The organism is Bdellovibrio sp. MYbb2 (assembly GCF_056175685.1).
This window is the reverse complement of the sequence record NZ_JBJKJI010000001.1, coordinates 163,463-188,708: the sequence shown is the minus strand read 5'-3', so window position 1 is coordinate 188,708 and position 25,246 is coordinate 163,463. Positions and strand designations below refer to the sequence as shown.

At 51.2% G+C, this 25,246-nt stretch carries 27 protein-coding genes; 19 read left to right on the top strand and 8 right to left on the bottom strand.

Going from position 1 to position 25,246, the window contains the following annotated elements; translation table 11 throughout:
- Positions 1 to 16 precede the first annotated feature (16 nt).
- The 3 genes from AC04MQ_RS00930 to AC04MQ_RS00920 are packed head-to-tail and all read right to left on the bottom strand — an operon-like array spanning position 17 to position 2,109.
- A complete protein-coding gene (locus AC04MQ_RS00930) occupies positions 17 to 553 on the bottom strand; it encodes a DivIVA domain-containing protein (protein WP_015089646.1) in 537 nt (178 codons plus the stop codon).
- 59 nt (positions 554 to 612) lie between these two features.
- A complete protein-coding gene (locus tag AC04MQ_RS00925; RefSeq protein ID WP_015089647.1) occupies positions 613 to 1,440 on the bottom strand; it encodes a pyrroline-5-carboxylate reductase family protein in 828 nt (275 codons plus the stop codon).
- Positions 1,441 to 1,449: 9 nt separating this feature from the next.
- Positions 1,450 to 2,109 (bottom strand): YggS family pyridoxal phosphate-dependent enzyme, encoded by a 660-nt coding sequence (locus AC04MQ_RS00920; RefSeq protein WP_475390621.1) that lies wholly within the window; start codon positions 2,107 to 2,109, stop codon positions 1,450 to 1,452.
- Positions 2,110 to 2,208: 99 nt separating this feature from the next.
- On the opposite strand from AC04MQ_RS00920, the gene AC04MQ_RS00915 reads away from it, so the two are divergent.
- Positions 2,209 to 2,739, top strand: a complete 531-nt coding sequence (locus tag AC04MQ_RS00915; RefSeq protein ID WP_475390619.1) for a hypothetical protein — start codon at positions 2,209 to 2,211, stop codon at positions 2,737 to 2,739.
- 77 nt (positions 2,740 to 2,816) lie between these two features.
- On the opposite strand, the gene AC04MQ_RS00910 is transcribed toward AC04MQ_RS00915, so the two are convergent.
- Complete coding sequence (locus tag AC04MQ_RS00910; protein ID WP_015089650.1) at positions 2,817 to 3,692, bottom strand: polysaccharide deacetylase family protein; 876 nt, start codon at positions 3,690 to 3,692, stop codon at positions 2,817 to 2,819.
- Positions 3,693 to 3,771: 79 nt separating this feature from the next.
- Positions 3,772 to 4,350: a Maf family protein gene (locus AC04MQ_RS00905; protein WP_475390617.1), complete on the bottom strand. Its 579-nt coding sequence runs from the start codon at positions 4,348 to 4,350 to the stop codon at positions 3,772 to 3,774.
- A 28-nt stretch (positions 4,351 to 4,378) separates the two neighbouring features.
- On the opposite strand from AC04MQ_RS00905, the gene AC04MQ_RS00900 reads away from it, so the two are divergent.
- From AC04MQ_RS00900 to AC04MQ_RS00875, 6 genes are read left to right on the top strand one after another with little or no spacing between them, the layout of a single operon-like run.
- A complete protein-coding gene (locus tag AC04MQ_RS00900) occupies positions 4,379 to 5,287 on the top strand; it encodes a type II secretion system F family protein (protein WP_200859547.1) in 909 nt (302 codons plus the stop codon).
- A 5-nt stretch (positions 5,288 to 5,292) separates the two neighbouring features.
- The gene (locus AC04MQ_RS00895) at positions 5,293 to 5,640 is read left to right on the top strand and encodes a DUF192 domain-containing protein (RefSeq protein ID WP_041578229.1); all 348 of its coding nucleotides are present in this window, start codon (positions 5,293 to 5,295) and stop codon (positions 5,638 to 5,640) included.
- Positions 5,627 to 7,300, top strand: a complete 1,674-nt coding sequence (locus AC04MQ_RS00890; RefSeq protein WP_041576885.1) for an FHA domain-containing protein — start codon at positions 5,627 to 5,629, stop codon at positions 7,298 to 7,300. The genes AC04MQ_RS00895 and AC04MQ_RS00890 overlap by 14 nt, the downstream gene beginning before the upstream one ends.
- A complete protein-coding gene (locus AC04MQ_RS00885; protein WP_041576887.1) occupies positions 7,300 to 8,427 on the top strand; it encodes an FHA domain-containing protein in 1,128 nt (375 codons plus the stop codon). The genes AC04MQ_RS00890 and AC04MQ_RS00885 overlap by 1 nt, the downstream gene beginning before the upstream one ends.
- Positions 8,427 to 10,451, top strand: a complete 2,025-nt coding sequence (locus AC04MQ_RS00880) for an FHA domain-containing protein (RefSeq protein ID WP_015089656.1) — start codon at positions 8,427 to 8,429, stop codon at positions 10,449 to 10,451. The genes AC04MQ_RS00885 and AC04MQ_RS00880 overlap by 1 nt, the downstream gene beginning before the upstream one ends.
- Before the next feature lies 1 nt (position 10,452).
- Positions 10,453 to 11,139 (top strand): hypothetical protein, encoded by a 687-nt coding sequence (locus AC04MQ_RS00875; protein ID WP_417862458.1) that lies wholly within the window; start codon positions 10,453 to 10,455, stop codon positions 11,137 to 11,139.
- A gap of 9 nt (positions 11,140 to 11,148) precedes the next feature.
- Here AC04MQ_RS00875 and AC04MQ_RS00870 read toward each other — a convergent pair whose 3' ends face one another.
- A complete protein-coding gene (locus tag AC04MQ_RS00870) occupies positions 11,149 to 12,876 on the bottom strand; it encodes a sulfatase-like hydrolase/transferase (RefSeq protein WP_235046231.1) in 1,728 nt (575 codons plus the stop codon).
- A 160-nt stretch (positions 12,877 to 13,036) separates the two neighbouring features.
- Between AC04MQ_RS00870 and AC04MQ_RS00865 the strand changes: the two genes are divergently transcribed.
- Together AC04MQ_RS00865 and AC04MQ_RS00860 are read left to right on the top strand one after the other, a co-directional pair.
- Entirely contained in the window at positions 13,037 to 13,666 is a 630-nt protein-coding gene (locus AC04MQ_RS00865) for a MotA/TolQ/ExbB proton channel family protein (RefSeq protein ID WP_011163060.1), read from the top strand.
- A 2-nt stretch (positions 13,667 to 13,668) separates the two neighbouring features.
- Positions 13,669 to 14,073 (top strand): ExbD/TolR family protein, encoded by a 405-nt coding sequence (locus AC04MQ_RS00860; RefSeq protein ID WP_041576891.1) that lies wholly within the window; start codon positions 13,669 to 13,671, stop codon positions 14,071 to 14,073.
- Positions 14,074 to 14,106: 33 nt separating this feature from the next.
- On the opposite strand, the gene AC04MQ_RS00855 is transcribed toward AC04MQ_RS00860, so the two are convergent.
- Positions 14,107 to 15,165 carry a hypothetical protein gene (locus tag AC04MQ_RS00855; protein WP_051026257.1) on the bottom strand — a complete coding sequence of 353 codons (1,059 nt, stop codon included), beginning with the start codon at positions 15,163 to 15,165 and terminating at the stop codon, positions 14,107 to 14,109.
- Between the two features lie 138 nt (positions 15,166 to 15,303).
- On the opposite strand from AC04MQ_RS00855, the gene AC04MQ_RS00850 reads away from it, so the two are divergent.
- From AC04MQ_RS00850 to AC04MQ_RS00825, 6 genes are all read left to right on the top strand, one after another.
- A complete protein-coding gene (locus AC04MQ_RS00850; RefSeq protein WP_015089661.1) occupies positions 15,304 to 15,807 on the top strand; it encodes a hypothetical protein in 504 nt (167 codons plus the stop codon).
- Positions 15,808 to 16,013: 206 nt separating this feature from the next.
- On the top strand, positions 16,014 to 16,601 hold the full coding sequence (locus AC04MQ_RS00845) for a diacylglycerol/polyprenol kinase family protein (RefSeq protein WP_226987909.1): 588 nt from the start codon (positions 16,014 to 16,016) through the stop codon (positions 16,599 to 16,601).
- 72 nt (positions 16,602 to 16,673) lie between these two features.
- Positions 16,674 to 17,531 (top strand): CDP-diacylglycerol--serine O-phosphatidyltransferase, encoded by an 858-nt coding sequence (gene pssA / locus AC04MQ_RS00840; RefSeq protein WP_015089663.1) that lies wholly within the window; start codon positions 16,674 to 16,676, stop codon positions 17,529 to 17,531.
- Positions 17,515 to 18,522: an aspartate-semialdehyde dehydrogenase gene (locus AC04MQ_RS00835; protein WP_015089664.1), complete on the top strand. Its 1,008-nt coding sequence runs from the start codon at positions 17,515 to 17,517 to the stop codon at positions 18,520 to 18,522. The genes pssA and AC04MQ_RS00835 overlap by 17 nt, the downstream gene beginning before the upstream one ends.
- A gap of 150 nt (positions 18,523 to 18,672) precedes the next feature.
- Positions 18,673 to 20,046, top strand: a complete 1,374-nt coding sequence (locus tag AC04MQ_RS00830) for a CFI-box-CTERM domain-containing protein (RefSeq protein ID WP_148278674.1) — start codon at positions 18,673 to 18,675, stop codon at positions 20,044 to 20,046.
- Positions 20,043 to 21,113, top strand: coding sequence for a hypothetical protein (locus AC04MQ_RS00825; RefSeq protein ID WP_015089666.1), 1,071 nt, complete (start codon positions 20,043 to 20,045; stop codon positions 21,111 to 21,113). The genes AC04MQ_RS00830 and AC04MQ_RS00825 overlap by 4 nt, the downstream gene beginning before the upstream one ends.
- Before the next feature lie 219 nt (positions 21,114 to 21,332).
- Here AC04MQ_RS00825 and AC04MQ_RS00820 read toward each other — a convergent pair whose 3' ends face one another.
- Positions 21,333 to 21,593, bottom strand: coding sequence for a hypothetical protein (locus tag AC04MQ_RS00820; RefSeq protein WP_015089667.1), 261 nt, complete (start codon positions 21,591 to 21,593; stop codon positions 21,333 to 21,335).
- Positions 21,594 to 21,826: 233 nt separating this feature from the next.
- Here AC04MQ_RS00820 and AC04MQ_RS00815 point away from each other — a divergent pair, with 233 nt between their 5' ends.
- The 4 genes from AC04MQ_RS00815 to rplM all read left to right on the top strand — a co-directional run bounded on the left by AC04MQ_RS00815 (position 21,827) and on the right by rplM (position 25,234).
- Positions 21,827 to 22,591, top strand: a complete 765-nt coding sequence (locus AC04MQ_RS00815; RefSeq protein ID WP_015089668.1) for a substrate-binding periplasmic protein — start codon at positions 21,827 to 21,829, stop codon at positions 22,589 to 22,591.
- 165 nt (positions 22,592 to 22,756) lie between these two features.
- Entirely contained in the window at positions 22,757 to 23,836 is a 1,080-nt protein-coding gene (locus AC04MQ_RS00810) for a hypothetical protein (RefSeq protein WP_015089669.1), read from the top strand.
- Positions 23,837 to 23,894: 58 nt separating this feature from the next.
- Positions 23,895 to 24,683 carry a tRNA pseudouridine(38-40) synthase TruA gene (gene truA / locus AC04MQ_RS00805; protein ID WP_475390610.1) on the top strand — a complete coding sequence of 263 codons (789 nt, stop codon included), beginning with the start codon at positions 23,895 to 23,897 and terminating at the stop codon, positions 24,681 to 24,683.
- A 110-nt stretch (positions 24,684 to 24,793) separates the two neighbouring features.
- On the top strand, positions 24,794 to 25,234 hold the full coding sequence (gene rplM, locus AC04MQ_RS00800; RefSeq protein WP_015089671.1) for a 50S ribosomal protein L13: 441 nt from the start codon (positions 24,794 to 24,796) through the stop codon (positions 25,232 to 25,234).
- Positions 25,235 to 25,246: the final 12 nt, after the last annotated feature.

Here is a 25,246-nt window from a genome sequence, read left to right as displayed (position 1 = left end):
AAGATCTTTGTACTGATTATTCAGCAGAAAGAGGAGACACGTTTGGAGAGCGGCCTGCGCCATTTCCATTCACGATATTGTGATTTGGAAGCTGAGCCTGTGGCATGTACTTTTCACCTTGTTCCAGCAAAGACAGATGCGCCTGTGCCAAAGCTTTCAGGTTGGCTTCAAACTGCATGCGTGCGCGCTTCAGTTCAGTCACTTCCTGGTACATTTTCTTCAAAGAGTCGCGGGAATCACGAGTGATGATTTCGGCCTTTTGCTGAGCATCGGCGATGATCAATTTCGCTTCACGGTCTGCATCCTGACGAAGGCGGTCTGCCATCTGAGTTGCAGTGGCGATAGTCTCTTTCAAAACCTGATCGCGCTCTTTGTATTCCATCAAAGAAAGTTCTTTTTCGCGAATGGCTTCTTTCAGGGTGTTTCTTTCCTGAATCAAGGACTCCATCTGGGCAGCGATTTGCTGAAGGAAATCCATAACCTCGTCAGCATCAAGACCCATCATCTTTTTACCAAAAGATTTGTGAGCGATATCGATAGGAGTAATTCTCATTTTGTTCCTCCTTGAACAATATGATTAAGGATAAAGGCCGAGTCTGTGCCTGGGCAAGGTTATTTGATTTCCCGGGCCATTTCTTTGTTTCTCATCGCCGCTTTCTCAAAGCTGATGCGAAGAGCGCGTTCAATCTCAAGCTCTCTCATGGACTGAAGTCCAGCCGCAGTGACACCTTTTTTGGAAGTGACACGGGCCTGCAGGTCTTCAACCCCTTCGCGGGCTTGTGCTGCCAGCAAAGAAGCGCCAACAAAAGTTTCAATGGTCATCATGCGGGCCTCTTCGACCGAAAAGCCGTGCTCTTCGATCCAGTCCTGCCAGTACATCATCATTTCAAAGACAAATCCGGTGCCGCTGGAGCAGGAAACCATCAACGCTTCAAACTGATCCTCGTCGTGAACCTGAATCACGCGACCCAGAGGTGCGAACAAATCTTCGACGGTGGCATCAAGTCCCCCGTCATCGTCATCGTTCAAAAGATAACCGATGACTCCGCGGCCGATCAGGGACGGGGTGTTGGGCATCACGCGTGCAAGGCGGGCCCCCTGAATGTAACGTTCCAGTTTTTCCATGCGGATGCCAGCAGCAACACTGATGACGATTTTGTGTTCGTCAAAGCTGCGGGTGACTGGTTCCAGCGCCAATAACAGATCCTGGGGTTTGATCGCCAGGATGATGATGTCGCAGGTGTCGACCAGTTCATCATTGCTAAAGACTGGATTTATTTTGAATGTCTCAGCAAGTTTGTGAAGTTTTCCTTCGGAGCGGTTGGAAGCGAAGATGTTTTTGGCAGGAAAGCCTCCTTCGATGAGACCTTTGATCATGGCTTGCGCCATATTCCCTGCACCCAGAAAGCCGATTTTTTGCGATTTCAACAAGGGATTCATATAGTGATCCTACCCTTTGGCGGGACGTTCGCCAAATAAAATAGTCCCAAGGCGCACGATTGTGGCGCCTTCCTCAACGGCAACCGGATAATCGTGACTCGTGCCCATTGACAGCTCATTCAGTGGATGGACTGTCGTGTCCGTAGTCGCTTTTAGTCGGTCGCGCAGTTGGCGCAGCTCTGCAAAGTAAGGACGTACTTCGACCCCGGTTTCGGTTAATGGTGGCATGGTCATCAGGCCATAAATATGAAGATGGGGCAGGCTTGTCAGTTCAGCCCACTGGCTTTCGAGGGTTTCTGCGGAAAAGCCCTCTTTGCTGGCTTCGCCTGCCAGATTGACCTGAATCAGGATGTTCTGAGTGACGCCCTTTTGTTCACATTGGCGGCTGATCACATGAGCCAGTTCCGGGGAATCCACGGAGTGAATCAGATGGAACTTTCCGACGACCATTTTGGCTTTGTTCTTTTGAAGATGACCAATCAGGTGCCACTGGATGTCGGCAAGGTCAGAAAGCACACTTTGTTTTTCAAGGGCTTCCTGAACGTAATTTTCACCAAACAGGCGCTGACCCTCGGCGTGCAGGGCGCGCACCTTTTCAGCCGGCTGAAGTTTCGAAACGGCCAGGATTTTGGCGGGTTTTGCTTTTTCTGTGATCTCTTTTAATGCCATGACGTGAAACCTATCATTCCGATTGCGAAAATGTCCAATAAAAATACCATCGCTACTTTTTTTGTTGACGACACTGGAAATGGTGGTAGAACATGGTTCATGAGACGCTCCTCCCGAAGAGCCACAACCCGTATAGATAACCCCCGTCTGCATCTTGCGAAGCAGTTCGGGGGTAAGCTTTTAAGAAACAGCCACGCCAAAACGGCGCGGCCGCTTTCTTTGAAGAAAACCATGCATGTTGTGTTGTCGTCAGAATCAGCCCGGGGCGAATGGGCCTTTGAAAAATCGAAGAACAAGAAAATCATCGAAACAGTTTTGAAAAGTCAGGCGCGTAAGTACGGCATTTCGCTGAATGAAATCGTCTGTGCGGGGGAAAGTCTGCATGTGCGGATTCGCCTGCGCAAGCGGCGCACCTTTGCACCGTTCATTCGTGCGGTCAGTGGGATGCTGGCCCTGATGATCACGGGGGCGGGTAAAACACGAAAACTGAAAAAGAAGTTTTGGGATCAGCGCCCGTGGACCCGGATCTTGGAAGAAATTCGCGGTTATTCAGTCATTGCTGACCGCGAAATATTCGAATATCTAAAAAAAATAGGACTGCACTCACAGTCCTATCCTTTAAGAATCTAAAAGGTACCTGCTTACTTTTGCAGAAGCGCCGCGTTTTATGCAGGGCTTCTGCAAAAGTAAGCAGGTACCTTTTGGGGTTAGCGGCGGTTTAGTTTTGGGAAGATGTTGCGGTCGGTGAGGGACACGAAACGGTAGCCGTCTTGTTCCAGCATCGTCATCAGGCGATCCAGGCTTTGAGCGGTGTTGCGGTGAATGTCGTGCATCAGCAGAACGCCACCGTTTGTTTGTGCAACAGCGTTGGCGACATAGCCGGCATAATCACGGCGCAGGCTTTGCGGAGCCTGGCAGGTTGCATTTTCTTTGTCGCTGACCTGGCCGTCAGCATAGGCCCAGTCACAAGTATCGATATCCCAACCCACGTTCACATAACCCAAAGAGCTGACCAGCTCGTTGCTGGAACATGTCGAGTTTCCGTAGGGATAACGGAAGAATCTTGGCGTGCCCACCGTGCGAAGCAGACGGTCGGTTTGCGAGATTTCAGAGTTCATGCGCGAAGAGCTCAACTCGTGGAAGTTCGGATGGCTGTAAGAATGATTCGCCAGTTGGTGACCTTCCGCCACCATACGGCGCAGGATTGCTTCGTTGCCTTTGATTTTGCTTCCCAAAATAAAGAATGTGGCTTTGGCGCCGTGAGCTTTCAGTACATCCAAAATCAAAGGCGTGGTTTCCGGGTTCGGGCCGTCATCGAAAGTCAGAGCGATCGTACCGCGAGTGACAGAGTCAGGAATCTGTATGGCGTACTTGCAGCGGTTCGGTTTGAATTTATCGAAGATGCCCCACTCAATGCCGTGCTGCTTGAGGATCTTTTCCATCGACTTGTTCATACCCTCAGTCGTCTGACGCTCGATCAGTTCTTCGTTGGAGGGTGCTTGTGGCAGAACTTCTTCCTGTGCGTGAGCCAGAGAAGCGGTCAATGTCAGAGCGGACAGGGCCAAAGCGATAGGGCGTTTCATGAATCAAGACCTCCGGTTAAAAGCTGAAAGGCGCACCATAACAGAGGATGCGCCGAAGGCCCCAGAGATCTTTCAGTGTTTAAAATTTGGACAGTAGATTTTTCACCAGCTCGATGGGAAGTCCCACGACGTTGTCGAAGGGGCCGTCGAAGCGTTCGATGAATTTTCCGCCCTGACCCTGAATCCCGTAAGCACCGGCCTTGTCCATCGGTTCGCCGGTGTCTATGTAGGTCCAGATTTCATCATCGCTCAGATTGCGGAAGTGAATTTTTGTGGTCTCAGTCTGAGACACTTCCTTGCCGGTGCTGGACTCGACCAGGCACACCGCCGTGATGACTTCATGATATTTACCCGACAAAAGTTTAAGAATCCGGTAGGCATCCTGACGATCGGCGGGCTTACCCAGGGGGGCCCCGTCGAAAATCACCTCTGTGTCCGCGCAAAGCACGATAAACGCGTCTGTACGGCTGGACTTTAGCAGGGGCAAAGCCGCACTCGCTTTTCGTCTGGCAATATCTAAAATCTGATCGTTTACATTCAGGTTTTTATTAGGAATTTCCGATACTTTAACTGGAACCACGTCGAATGAAAAACCCGCTTCACTTAGAAGCTGTTTTCGGCGCGGTGACTCTGAGGCCAAGATCAATGCTGGTTTCATGAGGATACTTGAACACGAAGAGGCGAAAATGGGAAGTGCAGAGTTAATGCTGATTCTGGGATTGCTGCTCGCAGGAGTTGCGGTCTTCCTTTTTGTCAGTTCCATCTTTGCAAGTAACACGGACAAGCAGCAGCTTTCATGGGCGAACAATGATGAACCGGTAAAATCCAAAAACCCGGTGATCAATTTCTCGCGTCCGCTGGTGCATCAGTTCACCCTGCAGCACGCGATGAAAATTCGCAGTGAATCCTATCGCAAAAAAGTTCGCAAGTTCATCAAAACCTCGGGCCTGTCATCAGAGCTGAACGAGGATGAATTCATCGGGTTGCAGTTCCTGTGGGGGATCATGTTCCCGATCTTCCTGCTGGTCATGAACTTCTCGCTGCAGCTGGGTTTGTCCCCGATGGTTGTGGTGGGTATGGGTCTGATTGGTTTCTATCTGCCGCAGATTCACGCACGCGGTGAAAAGAAGCGCCGTGAGCTTTCAGTGCGCGCGGACCTGCCGTTCTTCATCGATCTGCTGGCGCTGTCGGTGGAAGCGGGTCTGGACTTTTTCTCGGCGATCCAGAAGATCGTGGATAAAGCCAACGGCACGGACAGTGTGCTGGCGGAAGAGTTTTCAATTGTTTTGAAAGATATCAAAATCGGTTCCTCCAAGGCGCAGGCTTTGAAGGAAATGGCCGAGCGCCTGGACATGAACGAGATCACAAGCTTTGTGGCGGTTCTGATCGATGCAGAGTCCACGGGTGCCAGTATTTCCCAGGTCCTGAAAGACCAGTCAGTGCAGATGCGTCTGGAAAGATTCGTCCGTGCCGAGAAAGCCGGTGCCCAGGCTTCCCAGACCATGCTGATTCCGCTGATGTTGTTCATTCTGCCGGCGGTTTTCATCATCGTTTTCGGTCCGGTGGCGGTTTCATTTATGTATGGTGGAAAGTAACAGTGATGGCTAAGTTGATGAATACAACCAACAACCAAACTTTGATTGCGGATCTGGAAGTGGCTTCCACTTTCATGAGCCGTGGCAAAGGTCTTTTGGGCCGCGAAAATCTGCCGGCTGAAAAGGCGTTGTGGATTCATCACTGCAACAGCATCCACACTTTCTTTATGAAGTTTGCGATTGATTGCGTGTTTGTGGATAAAAATCTTAAGGTGCGTGCGATCCGCAGGGACGTGCGTCCCTGGAGATTGGTGCTCCCGGTATGGGGAGCCGCTTCGGTGATAGAGATGGCATCAGGTACGGTCAGCAACGGGAATGTCAGCGTGGGAGATCAACTTTATGTGGGCGCTTAGAATCTTGTCCGGCCCGCAGGCGGGTTCAGTGCTGGAGCTGAAGATGGGGAGGAACCTCATCGGTCGGGCTCCTCAGTGTGACATAAAACTTATCAGTTCCGGTGTTTCCAAAGAACACACCGAGATTTCTGTATTCAAAGACAAAATTGTTGTGACGGATCTTCGTTCCAGCAACGGTACTTACCTGAATGGTGTCCGTGTGCAGAGCGGTGTGATGCGTTTGGGTGACAAGCTGGGCATTCACGATGTGATTGCCGATGTGATCCCGGCGCAGGAATCCCGTGCGCAGCGTCCGCAGGGACAGCCAAGTGCGCAGGCACCAATGCCATATTATGGGGGTGGGGCGGCTCCGCAGATGCCGCAACCTATGCACATGGGTATGCCACAGCAGAACATGGGCATGCCTCAGGGGATGCCGCAGCCAATGGCAGGTATGGGGATGCCGGGCGCAGGCCCCGCACCGACGCCAGCCCCGGCTTTCCAGCAGGGTGGCTTCAAAGGCCTGGTGGATAAATTCAATGAATATATGGACCGCGTGGCTTTGCCCGGGGTTTACAAGCTTCCACAGTTTGTGGAAATGAAAATGGTTCTGCTGGGCTTTGTGGTGATGTTCATCTTCTCCACAACGCTGCTTTCAATGATCCCGATGGTGCAGATCACCCGCGCCAGCATCATCAATGAAAGTAAACGTCGGGCCGCTTCCATTGCCCGCACCGTGGCGACATTGAATCAGGCAGCTCTTTTGCAAAACAGCTATTCATCCTTAAGCACCAACGCGGCGGAATCCGAAGACGGTGTGAAGCAGGTTCTGATTGTGCAGCAGTCTGACGGTATGATCCTGGCTCCGGCTTCGCGCGCGGGAACCACACCGGATCTGCCGTTTGTGCATTCAGCCCGCCGGGAAATGCGCCCACAGTCCGTTGAAGTGGATTCATCCACTATCGGCGCGAGCTTCCCCATTGGTCTGTTTGATCCGAACACGGGCGAGCAGTCGGTGAAGGCTCATGCGATTGTGCTTTATGATATCGGCAGTCTGGCCTTCGATGACGGCCGGGCGATCAGTCTGTTCATGCAGACGCTGGTGATTGCATCGTTGATTGGTCTGTTGTTGTTCTTCTTCATGTACAAGCTGATTGAATATCCGCTGGTCACGTTGAATGCGCAGCTGGACGCGGCGATGCGTGAAAAGACCGACAATACGGTGGTGGACTTCCAGTTCCCGCCATTGCAGGCCTTGATTGGCAATATCAACAGTCTGCTGACAAGATATATCAACGGTGACACCGACAAGGGCGGTGGTGCTGCAGGATTTGTGAACAAGGACGGCGAGGCTGAAAATCTGATGCAGATGATCGGCTACCCGTGTGTGGCGATCGCGAAGGAAGGCCGGATTATTTCCTGCAATCCGTCGTTCCTGCAGGTGGCTCGTGCGGAAATGGCGCAGATTCAGGGGCAGATGTACAAAGCAATCCCCGATGTGGCTTTGCAGCAGAACATCGAAGGTCTGGTGGCGCGTTCCCGTGAAAATCCACGCGGCATCCACACCGATCAGCTCGAGTTCAGCGGACATCTTTGTATTCTGAGCTGTCAGGCATTCTGCACAGGTCAGGAAGTGGACTATTATGTGATCACAGTGTCACCAACTGAAGGAGGCTCGTGATGAGCGCGGCCCCTCAGGTGAAGGATTCCATGAAGTTTGATATTGAGATTATCAAAGGCCCGCATATTGGTCAGAAGCTTTCTTTTGAAAAGGCTTCTGTATCCATGGGCCGTGGTCCGGAAAACGACATTGTCCTTTCCCAGGATCCGCGCGTCAGTCGTCAGCACGCGGAAATCAAACAGCGTGGCAATGAATTTGTGCTCGTCAATCTGAGTCAGAAAAACTTCGTTATGGTCAATGGCCAGAGCGTTCAATCCGAAGTTCTTACGAACGATTCGGTGATTCAGATTGGTGAGACAGAAATTCTGTTCAAAGTCGACATGCCAGTGGTGCAGGCGCCACCGCCAACACCAGCAGCGACTCCGTCTCCGCTATTGACGCCGAATCCATTCCCGGCGCCGACTCCGCCGCGTCCGCAGCAGATGCCGGCTTATCAACAGCCTCGTCCGATGCCGGCCATGCCGAATCCTTCAATGCCTCCGGCCCAGCCGATGGCTTATGGTGGGTATACTCCACCTCCGAATCACGGCATGCCCAACATGGGTGCGCCGATGGGTGGCCCCTCCGGTGGTGGCGGACTGCTTTCCAATCCGAAGGCAAGATTCTATGGAATCATCGCCATCGTGGGCTTGGCAGCGTGGTTCTTCCTGTCGGATTCCGGCAATAAGAACAAAAAAGACCCGAATGCTTTCAGAACTTCTGCTTTGTCCATGGCGGACGTGGCTGAAGCTGAAAAGCGGTCGCAGGAGCTTTTGACCATCAAGAAAGAAAAATACGACTCGGTTCAATACCGCCGGGCTCAGGAAAACTTCATCAAGGGCTTCCGCGACTTCCAGCAGGGCCAGTATGCCCGTGCGCGCGAGGCTTTCCAGGTTGTTTTGAATCTGGATCCGGACAACGAGCTGGCAAAACGGTATTTCCATCTTTCGAAGATCAAGTTTGACGAGCTGGTGAAATTCAACATGATTCAAGGCAACAGATACCGCGAGAAAAAGAACTGGAGAATGTGCCAGTCGAATTATTCCAACGTGATGACCATGCTTCAGCACCGCAAGGACGATCCTTCATTCAAGGAAGCCAAGCAGTTCTATGAAGAGTGCACGCTTAATCTGGAGGGCAGGTTCTAATGGCTCTTCTGCGCGTGCGCCTGCGTGGCAAAACAGTCTGTGAAGTGAATCTGACGGAGGACCGCTCTTATGTGGCTGGCCGCAAAGAGGACTGTGATATCGTTTTGCAGCCGGAAAAGGGCATTTCCCGCGAGCATTTCAAAGTTTTCTTCAATGGCAGCTGGAATGTCGAGGTTGTGTCCCGTTATGGTGAAGTGATCCATAACGGCGAACAGGTTCAGCAGTTCCAGCTTGAGCACGGGGCGATGTTCACCGTGCCTCCTTACGAATTTGACTTCCTGAATACCGTGGCGGAAGCGCCGGTGTATCAGGAAGCTCCCGTCATGAACAGTGGCGAAAACCTGCCCGCAGTCCTTGGTTCCGCACCGGAATCATTCGACGGCAGCGATGAAAAAACCATGATTGGGGTGGCGCCGACCGCGGCCTTCATCAAGATTGTTGATGCTCAGAATGACACCAAAGAGATGATCCGCCTTGATGCGGGTGACGCCTGGATTGCAGGACGGGATTCGACCTGTCACATCCAGATTCGCGATCAGCGAGTCAGCCGTCGTCAGTTTGAAATCCGCCGTGCCGGATCCCAGTTTGTGATTCTGGATCTGGGCAGCGTGAATGGGACGCTTTTAAACGGCAATCCGATTTCTTCCACGGACATGACGCCGATCAAGTCCGGGGACGCGATCAGTGTGCTGGAAAATTATCTTTATTTTGAATTGCACGATGCCAGTTTCCAGAGCCGTCTGGAAATGGTGAATGTGGCTCCGCCAAGTCCGCTGGTGCCAACCAGCTATGACAACGTACCCATGGAATATCAGCAGCAGTCCCATGAAATGATGCCGTATCAGGGGGCAATGCCGCCGATGCCGTATCAACAGCCGATGCAGTATCCGGGCATGGGGGCGCCGATGCCAGGGCAGATGCCGCAGGCTTCGGGTAAATTTGATTTCCAGAAACACCGTCCGAAGCTGATTGTGGGTGCGGTGGTGCTTTTGGCCGTGGCGTATCTGTTCAGCGGCGGGGAAAAGTCTGCTCCTCCTGCGCAGCCGGGTCAGGTGATGGCTCCGGGTTCGCCGCAAGAGCTGTTCTCGAAACTGAAGCCTGAACAGCAGGCCCTGGTTCGTCAGCGCTATAAAGACGCGAAGAATCTGTACATGCAGGGTAAATACCAGTTGGCCCAGGATGAAATCGTAAAGATCCAGGAGATCATCCCGGACTACGAGGACATCCGCGAGATCGAGCGTCTGTCCAAAGAGGCGATCTTCATTCAGGAACAGCAGCGTCGTCAGGATGAAATTGAAAAAGCCAAAGCCGAAGCTGAGGATAAAATCCAAAAGCAGGTTGTGGAATGTCAGAAGAAAATCAATCCAGCTATCACGGCCGCCGAGATGGAAGATTGTCTAAGTCCCGTTCTGCAGTTCAATCCAGAGCATCCACGCATTCTTGATCTGAAATCCCAGGTCGATATGCTCAATGCCCAGCGCGAGGCGAAAGAGGCTGAAAGAGCCGCTTACCAGTCCCTGGTGTCGAAGATGCGCGGACTGTATGGCTGGGCTGAAGGGGTGCACAAAAAAGGCAAACCGTTGGATGCCATTGCCGCTTATGAAAAGGTGCTGGAATCAAAACTTCCGGATCCAAGTGGCTATAAAGGTCAGGCTAAGCGCAATATCGCTTCAATTCGTCAGATGATGAATTCGAAAACGGCCAGCTTCCAGGCCGAGGCTGAAAAGAACTATCAGGCCCAGAATCTGAAAGGGGCGATTCAGGCTTTGCGTAAAGCGCGCAGCCTGGATCCTACAAATGATGAACTTCCGGACCGCATCGAACGATACACAACGGAACTGCGCAAGCAGATGATGACGCTGTATCAGGAGGGCATCCTGGAAGAAAGCTTTGGTAACGTCGATGGCGGCGAATCCAAGGCCGGCGCCAAGGACAAGTGGAAAAAGATCCTGGAGCTGGATATCCCGGATGGTGAGTACTACAAGAAGGCTTACATCAAGTTGAAAAAATACGGAGCATTGTAAAGTGAAACTGCAGGAGCGCTCGTACAGCACCAAGATTCTTCGTCCCAAACCGCTCATTCATCGTGAAGATGACGGAAGTCTGTTTGTGATTGCCACCTCATGGGGGCAGCCTGAACACGCCCAAAGAGCCCTGGATGAAGTGGTGAAGTATGTCAGCGCGGCGAAAGCGGACGTGGAAGTGACTTCCCCGTTTGAGTTTCTGACCTGTCTTTCGGATGAAGTGAACTATGTGCGCACCGGGATTCTGATCGCCAATGATCTGCTTTATCGCGGTGAAAACCGTGCAGAGTATTTTTCCGGCGTGGAGCTGATGGCGATCTTCAAACGCGGCCCGCAAGTCGCGTGGGCGCATGTGGGTTGTCCAAGTTTGTTCATTCAAAGAAGAAATCAAAGGCTGCAACCGCTGTCGATCGGACAGGATCTGTCCAGCGAACTGCCAAGACCGCAGGCCTTGCCACCTTTGCCTTCCCAGCTTTTGGGATTGGATCCGACCTGCTATATTCAGTGCGGACATACCTACGTGAACGAAGGGGATCGTCTGGTTCTGCTGGCAAGTTCCAGTGTGGCAACGACCCTGTGGACCCGTGAAGGGGATTCCCTGGATCTGGGCTCTGTCACCACGGGCATGATTCAGGAAGATCCGGATTCGCCGTTCTGGCTGGGTCTGATCGACGTTTCCGCCGAATAATCCCGGAAATTAAAGTTCTTCGATCGTCAGGGACTTGTAAACCTGATTGCGCAGTTTTGAAAACTCCGGCAATGCCAGTGCCAGTTCCACGCGCGATGGGGCGAAGATATTGTCGCGGGATGTATCCCAGATCAGACCGGCGGCAATGTTATTGCGCTGAATCTGCTGATCCATCATATAGTTGCGGAAGGATCTTTCAAAGCGCTTGCGCTGGGTTTCGCGTGAAAGTCCGCGGGCATCAGCGCGGATCCAGTCGATCCATTCCAAAAACAGCGCATCGTTGCAGTTTTTCAGATTGTCAGTGCCAATGGTCTTCACCGTCACCAGATCAAAGCAGGCATCGGTGACTTTCGCGGTTTTTATATTCAGATTTTTTTCCGCCACAAACTGCCAGGTTGAAATCTTATTCTTCTGACCCAGTTGCTTTAAAGTATCCCAGTCTTTGCGGTTCAAGGCGATCTGTGCTGTCCAGTTCAAAAGATCCAGACTGCCGGGTTGCTGACTTTGCAGGCGTTTCAGATCTTTCAAAAGCAGATCTTCCTGATCGGCGCGCATCCAGCGGGAATAGGGCAGGCTCAGTTTGGTGGTCCATTCCGACAGCAGGGGCGGGAAGGACACGAACTGATTGCGATAAAGCAGGTTTTGCAGCTTTTGCGTGGTTGGCAAAATACTTTCCTGCAACAGCGGCAATGGGTTTGTTTCAAAGCGGTCCACCAGAGTGTTGTACAGGCGGGGCTTTTCATCGTTGATATAAAGAACGTGATTGGAAATCGCTGCTGTTTTTAAAGGACCGGCTTTGCGCCACAGACCCCACCCGGATTCCAATAGCAATGGACGGTCTTCCGGCCAAGTGGCCGTGGCACTTTTCATCACTTCAGTCAGTGACTGTGCCGGGAAGGATTGCGGTGCCTGATCCACGATGCTTTCACCCAATAGATGGAACAGTGTGCGCCCGACGTCCACCAAGCTGACATTTTGATCGATCTTCCAGTGAATGGCTTCGTCGCGCTTTTTCTTTTGGGACGGTTTGATGAACAACGCCACCTGGGTGTTTTCACCGTGCAGGTTCATGGAGCTGAGTTCTTTAGGGCGATCGTTGCCGGTGTGCCCGTTCAGGCCGACCAGGAAAATAGTGGTGCTGTCCCAGTGGCCGCTGGATTTCAGTTCCTGGAACAGTTCAAAAAGGCTTTCATCAAGTTCTTCACGCTGACTTTCGAAGCTTAAGTTGCGGGCTTCGCCCAGATCCGTCAGGGTCTCAGTTGTGGTGAACAGCAAATCCGGAACATAGATCACGCTGAAAAAGGACATACCTCCGACATCCTGAGAAACCCATTGTCGAAAAGCATCGGCATTTTGTTTAAAAGGGCGAATCAGGCTGCGGAAGCTGGGAACTATATTGTCATCAAAAAGTTCAAAGCCCTGATTCAGCCCGGTACGACGAAAGACGGGGGCGCCCCCAGAAAAGAAGCTGGTTCGGTAGTCCTGATCCAGGGCGACCTCGGAAGCCAGCTCGACTTCGGCAGCCAAGCCCGGACCACCGTTGTGGCGAACCTTGTGTTGATAAGGATAAAGACCCGTCAGCAGGGAGGCCAACGCCGGAACTGATAACGGTGATGGGGAAAAGGCATGAGTGAAGCGGACCGATTCACTGCAAAGCAATTGAAAACCAGACCTCTCGGAAGGATCCTGACTGCAATTGACGTCGCTGATGGTCAATTCGTCCACCGCGATGATCAATATAGAGTTCCTGTCTTTTGTTTGGCACGAGAGCTGGACCAAACTCAGAAGGAAGAGTGTGAGAGTTAAAATGATTTTCCGCATACCTTGACCGTATGTAATGGTTTTAGTGATAATGGATCAATTAGACAGCGCAGTCAAAGATTTGGAGGAATCACCCATGCTCACGGAAAAGATATTTACTATTGCTCACTTGGCGGATCAGGTCGTTTTGTGGATCTTGCTTGTTCTCAGCGTATTGAGCATCGGCATGATTCTGGAGCGTTATTTTGCCCTGAAGAAAATCTCCGCAGAGTCGCAAAGAGTGCGCGCTCGCATCAAGCTGGCACTTCAAAGTAACAGCCTTGAAGACGTGGAGGATCTGGCGAAAGATCCAAACTCTATCGAAGGCCGTGCCGCAGGTTACGCTTTGAAGCACATGAGAGACGCTGGCAGCAAAGGTCTTTCTGAAATCTTCAACACCTTTGCTTTGACTGAGCGTCCAGAGCTGGAAAAATTCCTGGGTTTCCTGGCAACAGTTGGTTCCAATGCTCCGTATATCGGTTTGTTCGGTACGGTTTTGGGTATCATGAAAGCCTTTAACGATCTGGCGACAGCTCCTGAAGCGGGTCAACAGACGGTGATGGCGGGTATCTCTATGGCCCTTGTGGCAACGGCAGCGGGTCTGTTCGTGGCGATCCCGGCGGTGGCCGCGTACAACTATTACAGCAAACAGGTTCGTGGTGTGTTCCAGAATCTGGAAAGCGTGAAAGAGTTGTGCCTGGCTTACGCTAAGAAAAAAGGTGTTTAAAAATGGCATTTAATAACAGCGACAATAATGAAGCCATAGCGGACATTAACGTCGTTCCGCTCGTGGACATCATTCTTGTGGTTCTGATCATCTTCATGGTGACGGCACCCATGTTTATGAAGCCCACGATCAACGTGAATCTGCCAAAAGCAGCCAGCGGTGATCAGACAGCTCCGAGCAAGCTGAATATTGCTTTGACTGCTGACGGACGCATCAACCTGAATGGAACCTTCGTGACGGAAGAGGATGTTCGCGCCAAAGCCACGGAAGAAGTGGGCAAGAACGCGGATGTTCAGGCCATCATTTCAGCGGACAAAGATGTGCCGCACGGAAAAGTGGTCGGACTTCTGGATATCGTCAAAGGGTCCGGGGTCAAAAAGTTCGCGATCAGTATCGATAAAAAATAGAAATGAAAAAGGGCTCTTCAAGAGCCCTTTTTTTTATCTTCGCACCCATTTGCAGGTGTTTGAAATCATCTTCAGTTTCTTGTTGCGGCACTCAAAGGCGATATTGCCGTCATACTTCCATTCAGACGTATCATCATAGCGATCCCCGTAATCATAGTAATTCGGATTCACCGCTGGTGTGTGAATGCGCGGAATCGTTGAACGGCAGCTGATCCAGGTCTTGTCCAGATAGTTCAAGTTCGACGGAACGTTGAAGTAAGTCAGCTGACTGTAGCTGGGATACGGGAACAGCATATTGTAAATGTCATAGCTTTGATGCAGCAGGAATTTCCCGCGCGGACCATCAAAGAACTCAGTGAAATAGTTGTATCCCTGATCGTAGGTGCCGTTGGTGAAAGTGAAGTACTTGCCGGCAGTGCAACCCACGGTGGGCTCAAGAATCGTCACACGCGCCATCGTGCTTTGCAGGCTCTGTCCTTTGGAGTCTTTAATAATCACATAATAGGTGCCTTCGTTTTTCCAGCTGTCAGCACTGCCGGAATAGAACGCATAGTTGCCAAAGCCGCCGGAAATGGCCTTGCTGTTGACATACCATTGATAAGAATAAGGCTGAGTTCCCCCGGCAATCGTGACATCCAATTGGAAGTCGCCGTTTTCCTGGACACTGACGCCTTCAGGCTGACGGGTGATGCGGAAGGTGCCATCGGAAGAACCGCTGCCGCCGGAAGAGCTGCCTCCGCCAGTACTGATGCCGCCACCACTGGAGGAACCGCCACTGCCGCCACCACCAATATTGACGGCGCCACCGCCACCCGTGGAAGAGCTGGAACCAGAACCTGAAGAGTTGGAGCCGCCACCCATATTCACGCCACCAGAGCCGCCGGGACGGGAGCCCCAAATATCGGTGCGGCCGCCCGAGCTGCTGCCGCTGCCTTTGGAAGCCTCGGTGCTGGAGCCTTCTTCAGCGCATTCGCCACTGCAAAATGAATTTTGTGGAGCACAGTTTTGGAAACTGACAATAGTAAGGGAAGCGATGATCAACGCCGAAAGGACGCGAAAATTCCGAATTTTCCGAAGAATACGGCCATTCATAGTTACTTTCCCCCAAGTACCTGGACTTTAATACGGAAGAAATGTGGAAAAACTAAAGCAAATTGGCTGTTTTTTGATCGGTGGATCTCAAAATGACACAGCTAAAGTCCTGCGCCGGTATTCCGATGATTAAAAGGTATGTTTAAAGCACAACCTTCAGACACTCAGTTCATTATAGTCACTTTCGTGTTGGTTCTCCTTTTGGGAATTCCGACGTTTATGAATTTGACCGAGGATTCAGCTGTCGTGGCGGAAGAAGAGGTGTTTGAAACAGCCAATGCACCCGCACTTGCCGGGGGCCGAGAACCCGCCAGCATTCCGAGTGCTAAAGTGGCGGCGGTCAGCCGTCTGACGCAGTTTGATCTGAGCTGTGCAAAAAAAGCCCTGAGCCCGTTAAGCGTGGACAGCGGTTATGTCCAGTTCGAGGGTAAAAACTGTCTGCGTGGCTTCAAGGAAGGCGACGTAGAGATCATTAATAAGAGCAACGGTTACACGGCTTCTATTTTCCTGCGTGGTACTGACAAATATCAAACGGATCTGATCCAGCTTAAAAAGGGCGATAATGAAATCACGATTCGCTATCGTGAACGTTCCGGGAAGGCTGTCGAGGAAGTCCTTTTGGTTCACTCCAGCCAGATTTAGTCCTTTAAAATCAACATCTTAATGCATCCAGCTAGAGTAAGATCAATTAAATTGATCTTCAGTTACTCTGCCTTTAAGTTAGCCCCCGTCCCTGCGTTGAAGCGCGGACAATAAGTGGATTTATACTGATGCTAATTGAAGGATTGACCCAACCTGTGGATCTAAAAAAACGTTCGGACATTCATTATGCTCGAAAGATCTGGCATATGTCTGGAGTCTTCGCGATGTTCCTGGCTTATGTGTACATGCCACCGGCTGTTTCCATGACCGTGTTGATCGTCGCGTGGAGTCTGTTTGTTCCTTTTGATTTTCTTCGTTTGAAATACCCTGCTTTGAATGACTGGGCGATGCACGCATTTAAGCCCATCATGCGTCAAAGCGAAGTGAAAAAACTGGCGGGAACAACCTTCCTGCTCAGCGGTGTTTTGATTGTTAATATCCTGTTCCCTCGTCCGATCGTGGCGTTGACGCTGTTGTTCCTGGCTTTTGCCGATCCAATCGCGAGCTACTTCGGGATTCTTTACGGCAAAGACAAGATCTTCGGTCATAAATCCATTCAAGGATTCATGGCGGCGTTCTTTGTTTGCGCAGCTGTCACGTTCATTTATCTGATCTACCATAATTACCTTATGGATCGTCTGATTGTGGTCAGCTTGTTTGCCGGTTTGGTTGGGGCTTTTGCAGAATTGATTCCTATCGCCAAGCTTGATGACAATCTGACTTTGCCTCTGATGAGCGCTGTCGGATTGACTATCCTGTTTTATTTCTTTGGATTTTTCGCAGCCGTAAGCTAATGTCTTTGAGGCTGGAGCAGGGCCCATCCGCCTTTCCAGCCGCATACATTTTCTAGCTTAGGTGGACGAAAAATGGCTACTGATACTCATCTTGATAAAATTGATTCCGACGATGCCAAAGCTCAGCGTTTGGCGATGTACATTTATATTCTTCCAAACTTGATGACCACGGGGAATTTGTTTTCCGGTTTCTTTGCGGTCATCCAATCCATCAAAGGTAACTATCTTTACGCAGCTTACGCGATCGTTGTCGCAGCCGTGTTTGACCAGTTGGACGGCCGTCTGGCGCGTTTGACCCGCTCGACTTCCAAGTTTGGTGCGGAATACGATTCTTTGTGTGACCTGGTCAGCTTCGGTATGGCTCCGGGTGTGTTGTTGTTCTTGTGGGCTTTGCAACCGTTCGGCCGTTTGGGTTGGGTGGCGTGCTTCCTGTTCGTAGCCTGCGGTGCTCTTCGTTTGGCGCGTTTCAATGTTCAGGCGAACGTGGTTGAAAAGAACTACTTCCAGGGTCTGCCGATTCCAATGGCGGCGGGTATCGTGGCTTCCTCCGTTCTGGCATTCCAGGATCTGGAATTGGAGCCGCTGGGTAATTATGGTTTGTTGGTAATGACTATTTTGCTGGCGTTGGTGATGGTTTCCAACTTCCGCTTCCGCAGCTTTAAAGATCTGGATCTGAAAGAGCGTCTGCCGTTCCGTTACCTGATTCTGGGTGTCGGTGTTCTGGTTGTCGTGGCACTTCGTCCGGAAGTAATGCTGTTCGTTCTCTTCATGGCTTACGCGGTTTTGGGCGCTGTATTCGGTGTCTTCAAACTTGGAAAAAACATCCGTAAGATCAAGCCAAGCGTGTACGCTCCTGCATCTGTGCATGAAAGCGATCTGGTCCTCGAAGACGAGGAAGAAGAGGCGAAGAAAGATGAAAAGAAAACTTAAAGTCGGTGTGGTGGGCGCGACCGGAATGGTCGGCCAAACCTTCATGAACATCCTGTCAGAGCGCAGCTTCCCCATTGAAGAACTGCGCCCCTTTGCTTCAGAAAACTCCCTGGGTAAGAAAATTGAATTGCAAGGTCAGCAATGGCCTTGCCAGGTTTTGAAGGACGGCTGCTTTGACGGGCTGGATCTGGTTTTCTTTTCATCCGGAGACGACATCTCTGCTGAATGGGCCCCAAAGGCCGTGGCAGCAGGGGCTTTTGCCGTGGACAACTCGGCAGCCTTTCGCATGGATCCCAACACCGTGTTGATCGTTCCTGAAGTGAACGGCGATCTGGTGAACAAGGATTCCAAACCTCAGATCATTGCCAATCCAAACTGCTCCACAATTCAGTTGGTGGTGGCATTGAAACCTCTGCTTGAAAAATTCGGTCTGGAAGAAGTGCGTGTCAGCACGTACCAGGCGGTGAGCGGAGCAGGTCAGGGCGGTCATGATGAATTGATCGAACAGACGTCCAATCATCCAAAACCAACGGATCCAAAAACTTTCCCGCACACGATTTTGTTCAACTGCATCCCGCAAATTGGTTCCTTCAACGACGAAGGCTACAGCAGCGAAGAAGTAAAGATCATGAAAGAGACCCGTAAGATTTTGGGTCAAAAAGATCTTAAAGTGTCCGCATTCGCCGTGCGTATCCCTGCTTTGAATGCTCACAGTGAATCCGTTTGGGTGACTTTGAACAAATCCGTCAGCCGTGATGAAGTTCTGGCGGCATTGTCCGGGCAAGAAGGCATCGTCGTTCAGGATGAACCCAAGAAAAGCGTTTATCCTTTAGCCCGCGATGTTTCTGGCAAGGACCCGGTCTATGTGGGCCGTGTTCACCGTGATCCGGAAAATCCCAAGATGTGGCTGATGTGGGTCGTTTCTGACAACATCCGCAAAGGAGCTGCCTTGAACGGCATCCAGATCGCGGAAAAGATCTTCTTTAGCTGATAAAAAGGCCATCTGACGATGGCCTTTTTAATTTGAAGCTGCTTCAGCTTGCGCGCCTGCCGGCGCTCCAGCTCTGCCCGGCTGTGCCGACTTAGGTCGGGGCGGGGGGCAGTTTTTGACTTCCGGACCTTAGCATGGTTCGATTAAAGGATGAGACTTCCATGGACGGGATATCAGCATCACCTTAGAACTTTTGCACTTTCCACCTTGTTGGGGGGAATGCTGCTTTCCGCGCCGGCTTTAGCCACGATCACACTTGTTTCTGTGGATGGAGCCTCTCGCATTGACCTGGCAACAACTGAAACCAAGACCACGCTGTATGCGGGTTTTGCCGGAACTTGTACTGCCGATGCGAACTCGGCCGCGACTTGTGACAGCTGCAGCGGTGAAACGGTTTCCAGTTCCAAGCTATGGCCGTGCAATAAGAAAAATGCCTATAACAATCTTCGTATCACGATCCGCGTTCAATCCAGCAACACGTCAGCCGTACTGGCCGATGCGATTGTTAAAGTGGGTGAAGACACGCTGACCCCTTCCATCAATCCAACTCTGGCTGATGGTATTTTGAATGTGCAGGTCACCTGGGGTGAGCTGTGCCAGAAGCTGGGTCAAAGCGGTGGATGTGTTGCGGATTTCAGTGGTGAACTTTCTGTGGGCTTTAAAACCACGACCGATTCAACGACCACCAATGACCTGATGACTTTCAAAGTGATGGGTCGTGTGGCGAAAACCGATGGGTCAGACTGGGTTTACGCCAACTGTCCGACGGACGACGACACGGCTTTGGCAGGATCGGGTTATTGCTATTTCAGTTCTTATCGTGGGGATGAAAAGATTTACGCCGATCAGTTGCGCAGATCTCCGGATTATCCAGCAACGACGGCTCCGGGAATTGAATACGCAGGTCCGGTGTTCTTCTATGAACAACAGCTGGATGGTGAAGACGACAACACCACCATCGCGCGCATCTCAAATGCCTCTGGTTATATTCAGCTGGTCGATCCGGAAAGAGACAACCGCATCGATGGTTTAACAAATGACATCCGCTATTGCATGGTCATGGCCAATCAGGACAAGACCGGAATTGTCTCTTATTATTCCCCACTGCCAGGAACAACCGGTGGAGTGGATGCAATCAGCCTGTGTGCGACACCTTCTAAAGTTGTCGGCCTTCTGGATGACAAAAGCTGCTTTATCGCCACCGCAGCTTTTGGCAGCGACATGGCCCCGGAAGTTCAAAGCTTCCGTGACTTCCGCAACAAATACCTTCTGAGCAACAGTGTCGGTACCAAGTTTGTTAAACTTTATTACAAGCACAGTCCGTTCTATGCCAATTTGATCGCTGAAAATGAATTCGCAAAATCGGCGGTGCGCACAGCTTTGTGGCCGTTGCTGTTCTTTGCCCGCCTGAGTGTGACTTTCGGTTTATGGGCGACTTTGCTGTTTGCAGTTCTGACAGGTGTGTCCGTTTATGAAATGTACCGTCGTTTTGTCGTCGGTCGCAGAACACGGGGTGAAGCGTGAATGCCTGGCATAAATATTTTGTAGTTCTGCTGGCGGTTGTGTCTTTCCAGGCTGCCAAGGCCCAGGAACAGGGTCCTCCGCAAGAACCGCCGTTCGTTCAGGAAGAAACCGAATTTGAAGGTGAAGACCTGCAAATCGAGGACGAGATTCAAAGTGCCGCTCCAACCAAAGAATCCGGCACCGTGAATCTGAACGAACAGACCCCCAGTGATTCCAATATCGAAGAAGATCTGATGCTTGAGGAAGAAACCCCGGCAGTGGTTGAAGAAGCGGCTCCGGTTGTTATCCCGGAAGAACCAACTCAACAAGTGGCTCCGGTGAAGAAAACTCCGCAGGTCGAAGTGGTTCGCAAGTCCAAGAGCGGCGGGGTGGAATACATCCAGCATCCGCAGGCAGCCAAGGGTCTGATGACCATCACCAAAGATGGCGCCTACGTTTATCGTGTGAAGCCGCCTTCGGCATCCAAAGAGTCCGGCACTTTCCGTGTGGGGATGATGGATCCTCCGAAGATTGATTCGGCCGATGGCGTGACGAACTATGATTCCATGTACGGTGGATCGTCTCAGGCGATGTTCATGTTTGATTATGAATGGAAGCCGTTCAACGGCTATGGCAGTCTGGGTGTTCAAGTCGGTCTTGGATTGATGTATGCCACGGGCCAGGGACGCTTTATCACCCCGGATCCACAGTTCCCGAATCAGGAAGCGAAGGAAGAATATTCTTTCCTGGCGATTCCGATCAATGTGGGTGGGGTGTATCGTCTGGAGTGGAGTGATCGTCAGTGGATTGCGCCGTATGTTTCTGCCGGTGGCACTTATATCGGTGTGGCTGAAATTCGTGACGACGGAAAGTCGCCGTCCCTGGTGGGAACGCCGGGTGTGTACGGCGCGGGTGGCATGCTGTTTAATATCGCGGCGATGAGCGACGACACCGCTTTCACCCTGAGCTCTGAATACGGAATCAACAACCTGTGGCTGTCTTTGGAATACCGCCAGTTGCAGACGTTCAGCGAAGACGTCGATTTTTCAGGCGGAATCATCGGCGCCGGCGTAACCGTCGACTACTAGCGGCTGGTGAAAAGGGCCCATCTGACTGCGTTGTCGGCGGGCCTTCTCGCTTCGACGTGCTTGGAGCACGCCTGCGCTGCGAGGGCCCACCTCCGCCTTGCATATGGACCCTTTTGACCAGCCGCTGGCGCTCGGTTTGAGGGTTGGGATCGGGGAAATAAAAAAGGTGCCTCCTTCGGAGAGCACCTTTTTTTTGTCTTCAATTTTGAAGAATCAGAACTATTTGTCAGAGCAAGCTGCGAAGTAAAGAGTTCTGTTGTGACGGTGAGTAACTGTCTGGCGGCAAGTTTGAGCGTACTCAGAGCAGTTGTATTTTACGTAAGTTTGGCCTTGGCTGTCCTGGCCCATTACGTTGTTGGAATCACACCAGCTGATGAAGTCTACATAGTACTCGTCAGAAATACGGGAAGAAACAACTTCAGATGGGGCTGCGAATGCGGAACCGGAAACAAGCATCAAAACTGCGAAAATAGCTTTCATGGAATAACTCCTTATTTTTTGATTTAAAAAAGTGGGACAGGGAATACGCCTTTCACCGGGGGCCGTCAATTCCCCGTGAATCTTGTGAAAAAAGGGTAATTACCAGATTTCAATCATTACGGACGGAAATTTGGCGGAACACAGATCCACCCGCTGGGCTTTGATTTCCAACAAGTAACTAGGGGTTTTTAAAACTATTTTGTATTTACTTATTTAATTCAGAGGAGCTTTGTTTGACCCGTCTGTGGTGGATTCTATCAATCCTGCTGGTTTGCGCTTGTGCGCAGGCCAAGAGCTATCGTGTCCTTGCCGAGGACAACTGGCCGCCGTTTTCCTATGTGGAAGGCGGACGTCTGCAGGGGGTGTCGGTGGATCTGGTGCGTGCGGCGCTTGAGCTTGAGTCTTCTGAAATAGAGCTGTTGCAGGTGCCTTATCTGCGCTGTCTGGCTTTGACCGCCATCGGGAAAGAACCGGCCTGTTTTAACTCGGCCAAAAATCAGGAGCTGGTTGAAAAGTATTCGTTCCCTGACGAGCACCTGTTCCGCAGCCGTGGACTGATTGTCACCAACCGCCATGTAAAAAAGACCAGGACAATCAGGACCGTTCGCGATCTTGAAGGCGAAACTGTGGCTCTGCCCAGTGGCTTTCCGTTCGGGAAGGAATTCGACGACAACAAAAAGATCCTGAAACACTTCACCGCCAACGACATGACTTCTTTGAAGTTGGTGGTGACTGGCCGGATAAATTACGCTGCCATTGATGAGATGGTTTTGTACTATTACCTGGAAAGAAACCCGCAGTTCCGCGGCAAAGTGGCGACAGTTTTAGAGCTGAGCAATGAGCCTATCTATGTTCACTTTTCCCGCTCTCATCCGCAAAGCCGCGAGCTGCGTGAAAAGCTGGATCGGGGTTTAAGAAAGCTGAAAGCCTCCGACGACTATGCCCGCATCATGCTGCGCTGGCTGGGAAAAGACATCCCTCTGGAAAACTTCCGATAGATCCCCCAGGTGCCTATTTTGGGTTTCCTGTCACAGGGCTGACTGGGGCCATCACCTGGCCGTGCCTTATAAGCAATTTAGCAGAGATAATGGACGTTTAAGGGCTTTTCTCTTATTTGGCAGCTGGTATGCTCGTTGCTCTTTTAAAGGGGAACAGGAGATCCCATGGCCATTCGTACCCTTTTCAAAAGCCTGCTTTTGATCGCTGCCGTTTCTTTGACCGGGGCTCATGCCTATGCCGAAGACGACGCCAATCTCCTGCTTTTTGAATCTGCTCCCAACCAAGCTGAATCCCAGAAAGCCCCGCGCACCGACATGCCTGATGAAGCGGTGATAAAGCTGGATTTGTCTGAAGTGGTGGAAGCTGACAAGGACTTCAACCGCAAGGCCTTTGTGGAAAGAGCCCGTGCTGCGATGACGGCTGAAATTCCCGCTGACAAGCTTTATGAATTTGAAGGCCCGCGCACTGAAGCGGAGCTGGAAAAACTGCTGGAACTTTCTGATGCCGACATCGCCAAGTTCCTGGCGAAGAAGTCAGCGTTTCTGGGTAAGTTCGCGCGCGTGCTGTCTTTCTTCCGTTTGAAACCAGGCAAGATCAACAAGGCTTTGAATGAACTGAACAATCGTTTCTATGAAAGTTCTCATGTCGTTTCCCGCAGTAATGTGAAAGGCGGGACGATGATGGTTTCTGTGGGGGCCGGCTTGGCACTGCCGCAGAAGGTGATGGAAGCGCTTCGTGGCAGAAGCATTGGCCGCTTCATTCCTGAATCCGGTGGATTCTTTTATATGCTGGGCCTGGGTGCAGGGGTTTCCCGCCAAGTGGGCGCAGACGGCAAATCCAAAATGGTCTTTGAAATTTTCATGGACGTTGAACGCCTGAAGAAAACCCTGACCGGTGTGGCCGAGATTTCTGCGGCGGGTACTTATGGCCTTGTGTTTGAAAAACGTGACGGTGCTTTCACTCATCAGAAAAACACCACCATGTATGGGGGCGCGACGGGTGTCTTTCGCCAGGGGCCGAGTCAGTTCGGTTGGGCGGCTTCGACGGGAATGTCCATGCCTCCGGGGATTGGTATTTTCCTCGTTTATCAGGATCATGCGACCCGATATTATCTTTTCCGTATGGAGGGCCTGAGAGCGTCTTTGCCGGCCTTGAAAGGATTTAAAGACGGTATTATCTCGGCCTTAAGAAACTATGCTTACTTCGGCGGCAAAGTCGTGACCTGTCAGGGAGCTTTGCTCTAGGCTGTTAAAAGTTCCCGCCATCTTGCGGCCTTAAGGGGAACCTGATAGGTTCCCGCCCATGATGACGAAAGTGCGTTTTACCGTTGCTTATGACGGAACAGGATTCTGCGGCTGGCAGAAACAAAAACCCGAGGACCAGATTTCGGTCGCTCAGGTGATCGAAGAGGCCTTGTCCAAGGTCTTCAATGAAAAAATCACCCTGTTTGCTTCCGGGCGCACAGACGCCGGGGTTCATGCTCTGAACCAAGTTTGCCACTTTTCTACGCATCGCAAGATTGATCCGAATAAGAAATGGGACCTGTGCTGGGCTTTGAATTCCCACTTGCCCCCGAGCATCGTGGCTAAAAAAGCCTGGATTGCCCCGGATGATTTCCATGCGACTTTGTCGGCGACCCATAAAACGTATCGCTATCTAATAGTGAATAAACCCCGTCCCAGCGCTCATTTGAATCGCTATGCGGACTGGGTGCGCCTGCCCATTAATATCGAACATTTGCAGGAAAGTTCTAAATATCTCTTGGGAAATCAAGACTTTAAGAGCTTTCAATCGGTCGGAACCCCGGTTCCGGATACGGTTCGCGAGATTTACAGAGCGGACTGGGAGTGGCGTAAGCCCGGTGTCATGCAGTTCACGATCACCGGCAGCGGCTTTTTAAAGCAGATGGTGCGAAATATTGTGGGGACCTCAATGTTTTTGGAACGCAAAGGCCTGGCTCCGTCCACGATGAAGGACATTATTGCGGCTCAAGACCGCATGAAAGCCGGTCCGCCGGCCCCCGCGCAGGGCCTGTACTTGATGAAGGTTTATTATCCTCAGGACCTTGACATTAGGTGCCTAGAACTTTAAAACATCCCTTCCCGCAAAATAGTGTAAGAGCCCGTTGTTAAACTCAAACATATTTTTGCCGAGCAGACGGACGGTAAAACCGGCTGTTCAAAATGAAACTGGAGACTCTAATGAAGACTTTCAATGCTAAGGCAGATGAAGTTGAAAGAAAATGGTGGATTGTCGATGCCGCTGGCCAAAAAGTTGGTCGTGTAGCTACTCATGTTGCGACTATCCTTCGTGGTAAAAACAAAGCTATCTACACTCCGAACGTTGATACTGGCGATTTCGTAATCGTTATCAACACGGACAAGATGGAGCTTTCTGGAACTAAGTGGCAGGATAAGAAGTACTATTCTCACACTCGCTTCTTCGGTTCTATGAAAGAGATGACAGCAGCTCAAGCGAAAGAGAAAGATTCTACTTTCATCATTCACGAAGCTGTTCGCGGTATGCTTCCAACAAACAAGCTATCCCGTCATGTTATCATGAAAATGAAGACATACACTGGTGCTGAGCATCCTCATGCTGCTCAAAAGCCGGCTCTTTTCACCCTTCCATCTAAGAAATAATCGGAGATAGAA

Excerpts from the sequence above, each read along its gene's own strand:
- AC04MQ_RS00915 (WP_475390619.1), top strand. The coding sequence starts at position 2,209 with ATGAGACGCTCCTCCCGAAGAGCCACAACCCGTATAGATAACCCCCGT.
- AC04MQ_RS00890 (WP_041576885.1), top strand. The coding sequence starts at position 5,627 with ATGTGGGCGCTTAGAATCTTGTCCGGCCCGCAGGCGGGTTCAGTGCTG.
- AC04MQ_RS00835 (WP_015089664.1), top strand. The coding sequence starts at position 17,515 with ATGAAAAGAAAACTTAAAGTCGGTGTGGTGGGCGCGACCGGAATGGTC.
- AC04MQ_RS00880 (WP_015089656.1), top strand. The coding sequence starts at position 8,427 with ATGGCTCTTCTGCGCGTGCGCCTGCGTGGCAAAACAGTCTGTGAAGTG.
- AC04MQ_RS00845 (WP_226987909.1), top strand. The coding sequence starts at position 16,014 with ATGTCTGGAGTCTTCGCGATGTTCCTGGCTTATGTGTACATGCCACCG.
- rplM (WP_015089671.1), top strand. The coding sequence starts at position 24,794 with ATGAAGACTTTCAATGCTAAGGCAGATGAAGTTGAAAGAAAATGGTGG.
- AC04MQ_RS00900 (WP_200859547.1), top strand. The coding sequence starts at position 4,379 with ATGGGAAGTGCAGAGTTAATGCTGATTCTGGGATTGCTGCTCGCAGGA.
- AC04MQ_RS00820 (WP_015089667.1), bottom strand. The coding sequence starts at position 21,593 with ATGAAAGCTATTTTCGCAGTTTTGATGCTTGTTTCCGGTTCCGCATTC.
- AC04MQ_RS00895 (WP_041578229.1), top strand. The coding sequence starts at position 5,293 with ATGGCTAAGTTGATGAATACAACCAACAACCAAACTTTGATTGCGGAT.
- AC04MQ_RS00855 (WP_051026257.1), bottom strand. The coding sequence starts at position 15,165 with ATGAATGGCCGTATTCTTCGGAAAATTCGGAATTTTCGCGTCCTTTCG.
- AC04MQ_RS00830 (WP_148278674.1), top strand. The coding sequence starts at position 18,673 with ATGAGACTTCCATGGACGGGATATCAGCATCACCTTAGAACTTTTGCA.
- truA (WP_475390610.1), top strand. The coding sequence starts at position 23,895 with ATGATGACGAAAGTGCGTTTTACCGTTGCTTATGACGGAACAGGATTC.
- AC04MQ_RS00910 (WP_015089650.1), bottom strand. The coding sequence starts at position 3,692 with ATGAAACGCCCTATCGCTTTGGCCCTGTCCGCTCTGACATTGACCGCT.
- AC04MQ_RS00905 (WP_475390617.1), bottom strand. The coding sequence starts at position 4,350 with ATGAAACCAGCATTGATCTTGGCCTCAGAGTCACCGCGCCGAAAACAG.
- AC04MQ_RS00865 (WP_011163060.1), top strand. The coding sequence starts at position 13,037 with ATGCTCACGGAAAAGATATTTACTATTGCTCACTTGGCGGATCAGGTC.
- AC04MQ_RS00925 (WP_015089647.1), bottom strand. The coding sequence starts at position 1,440 with ATGAATCCCTTGTTGAAATCGCAAAAAATCGGCTTTCTGGGTGCAGGG.
- AC04MQ_RS00920 (WP_475390621.1), bottom strand. The coding sequence starts at position 2,109 with ATGGCATTAAAAGAGATCACAGAAAAAGCAAAACCCGCCAAAATCCTG.
- AC04MQ_RS00860 (WP_041576891.1), top strand. The coding sequence starts at position 13,669 with ATGGCATTTAATAACAGCGACAATAATGAAGCCATAGCGGACATTAAC.
- AC04MQ_RS00850 (WP_015089661.1), top strand. The coding sequence starts at position 15,304 with ATGTTTAAAGCACAACCTTCAGACACTCAGTTCATTATAGTCACTTTC.
- pssA (WP_015089663.1), top strand. The coding sequence starts at position 16,674 with ATGGCTACTGATACTCATCTTGATAAAATTGATTCCGACGATGCCAAA.
- AC04MQ_RS00885 (WP_041576887.1), top strand. The coding sequence starts at position 7,300 with ATGAGCGCGGCCCCTCAGGTGAAGGATTCCATGAAGTTTGATATTGAG.
- AC04MQ_RS00930 (WP_015089646.1), bottom strand. The coding sequence starts at position 553 with ATGAGAATTACTCCTATCGATATCGCTCACAAATCTTTTGGTAAAAAG.
- AC04MQ_RS00810 (WP_015089669.1), top strand. The coding sequence starts at position 22,757 with ATGGCCATTCGTACCCTTTTCAAAAGCCTGCTTTTGATCGCTGCCGTT.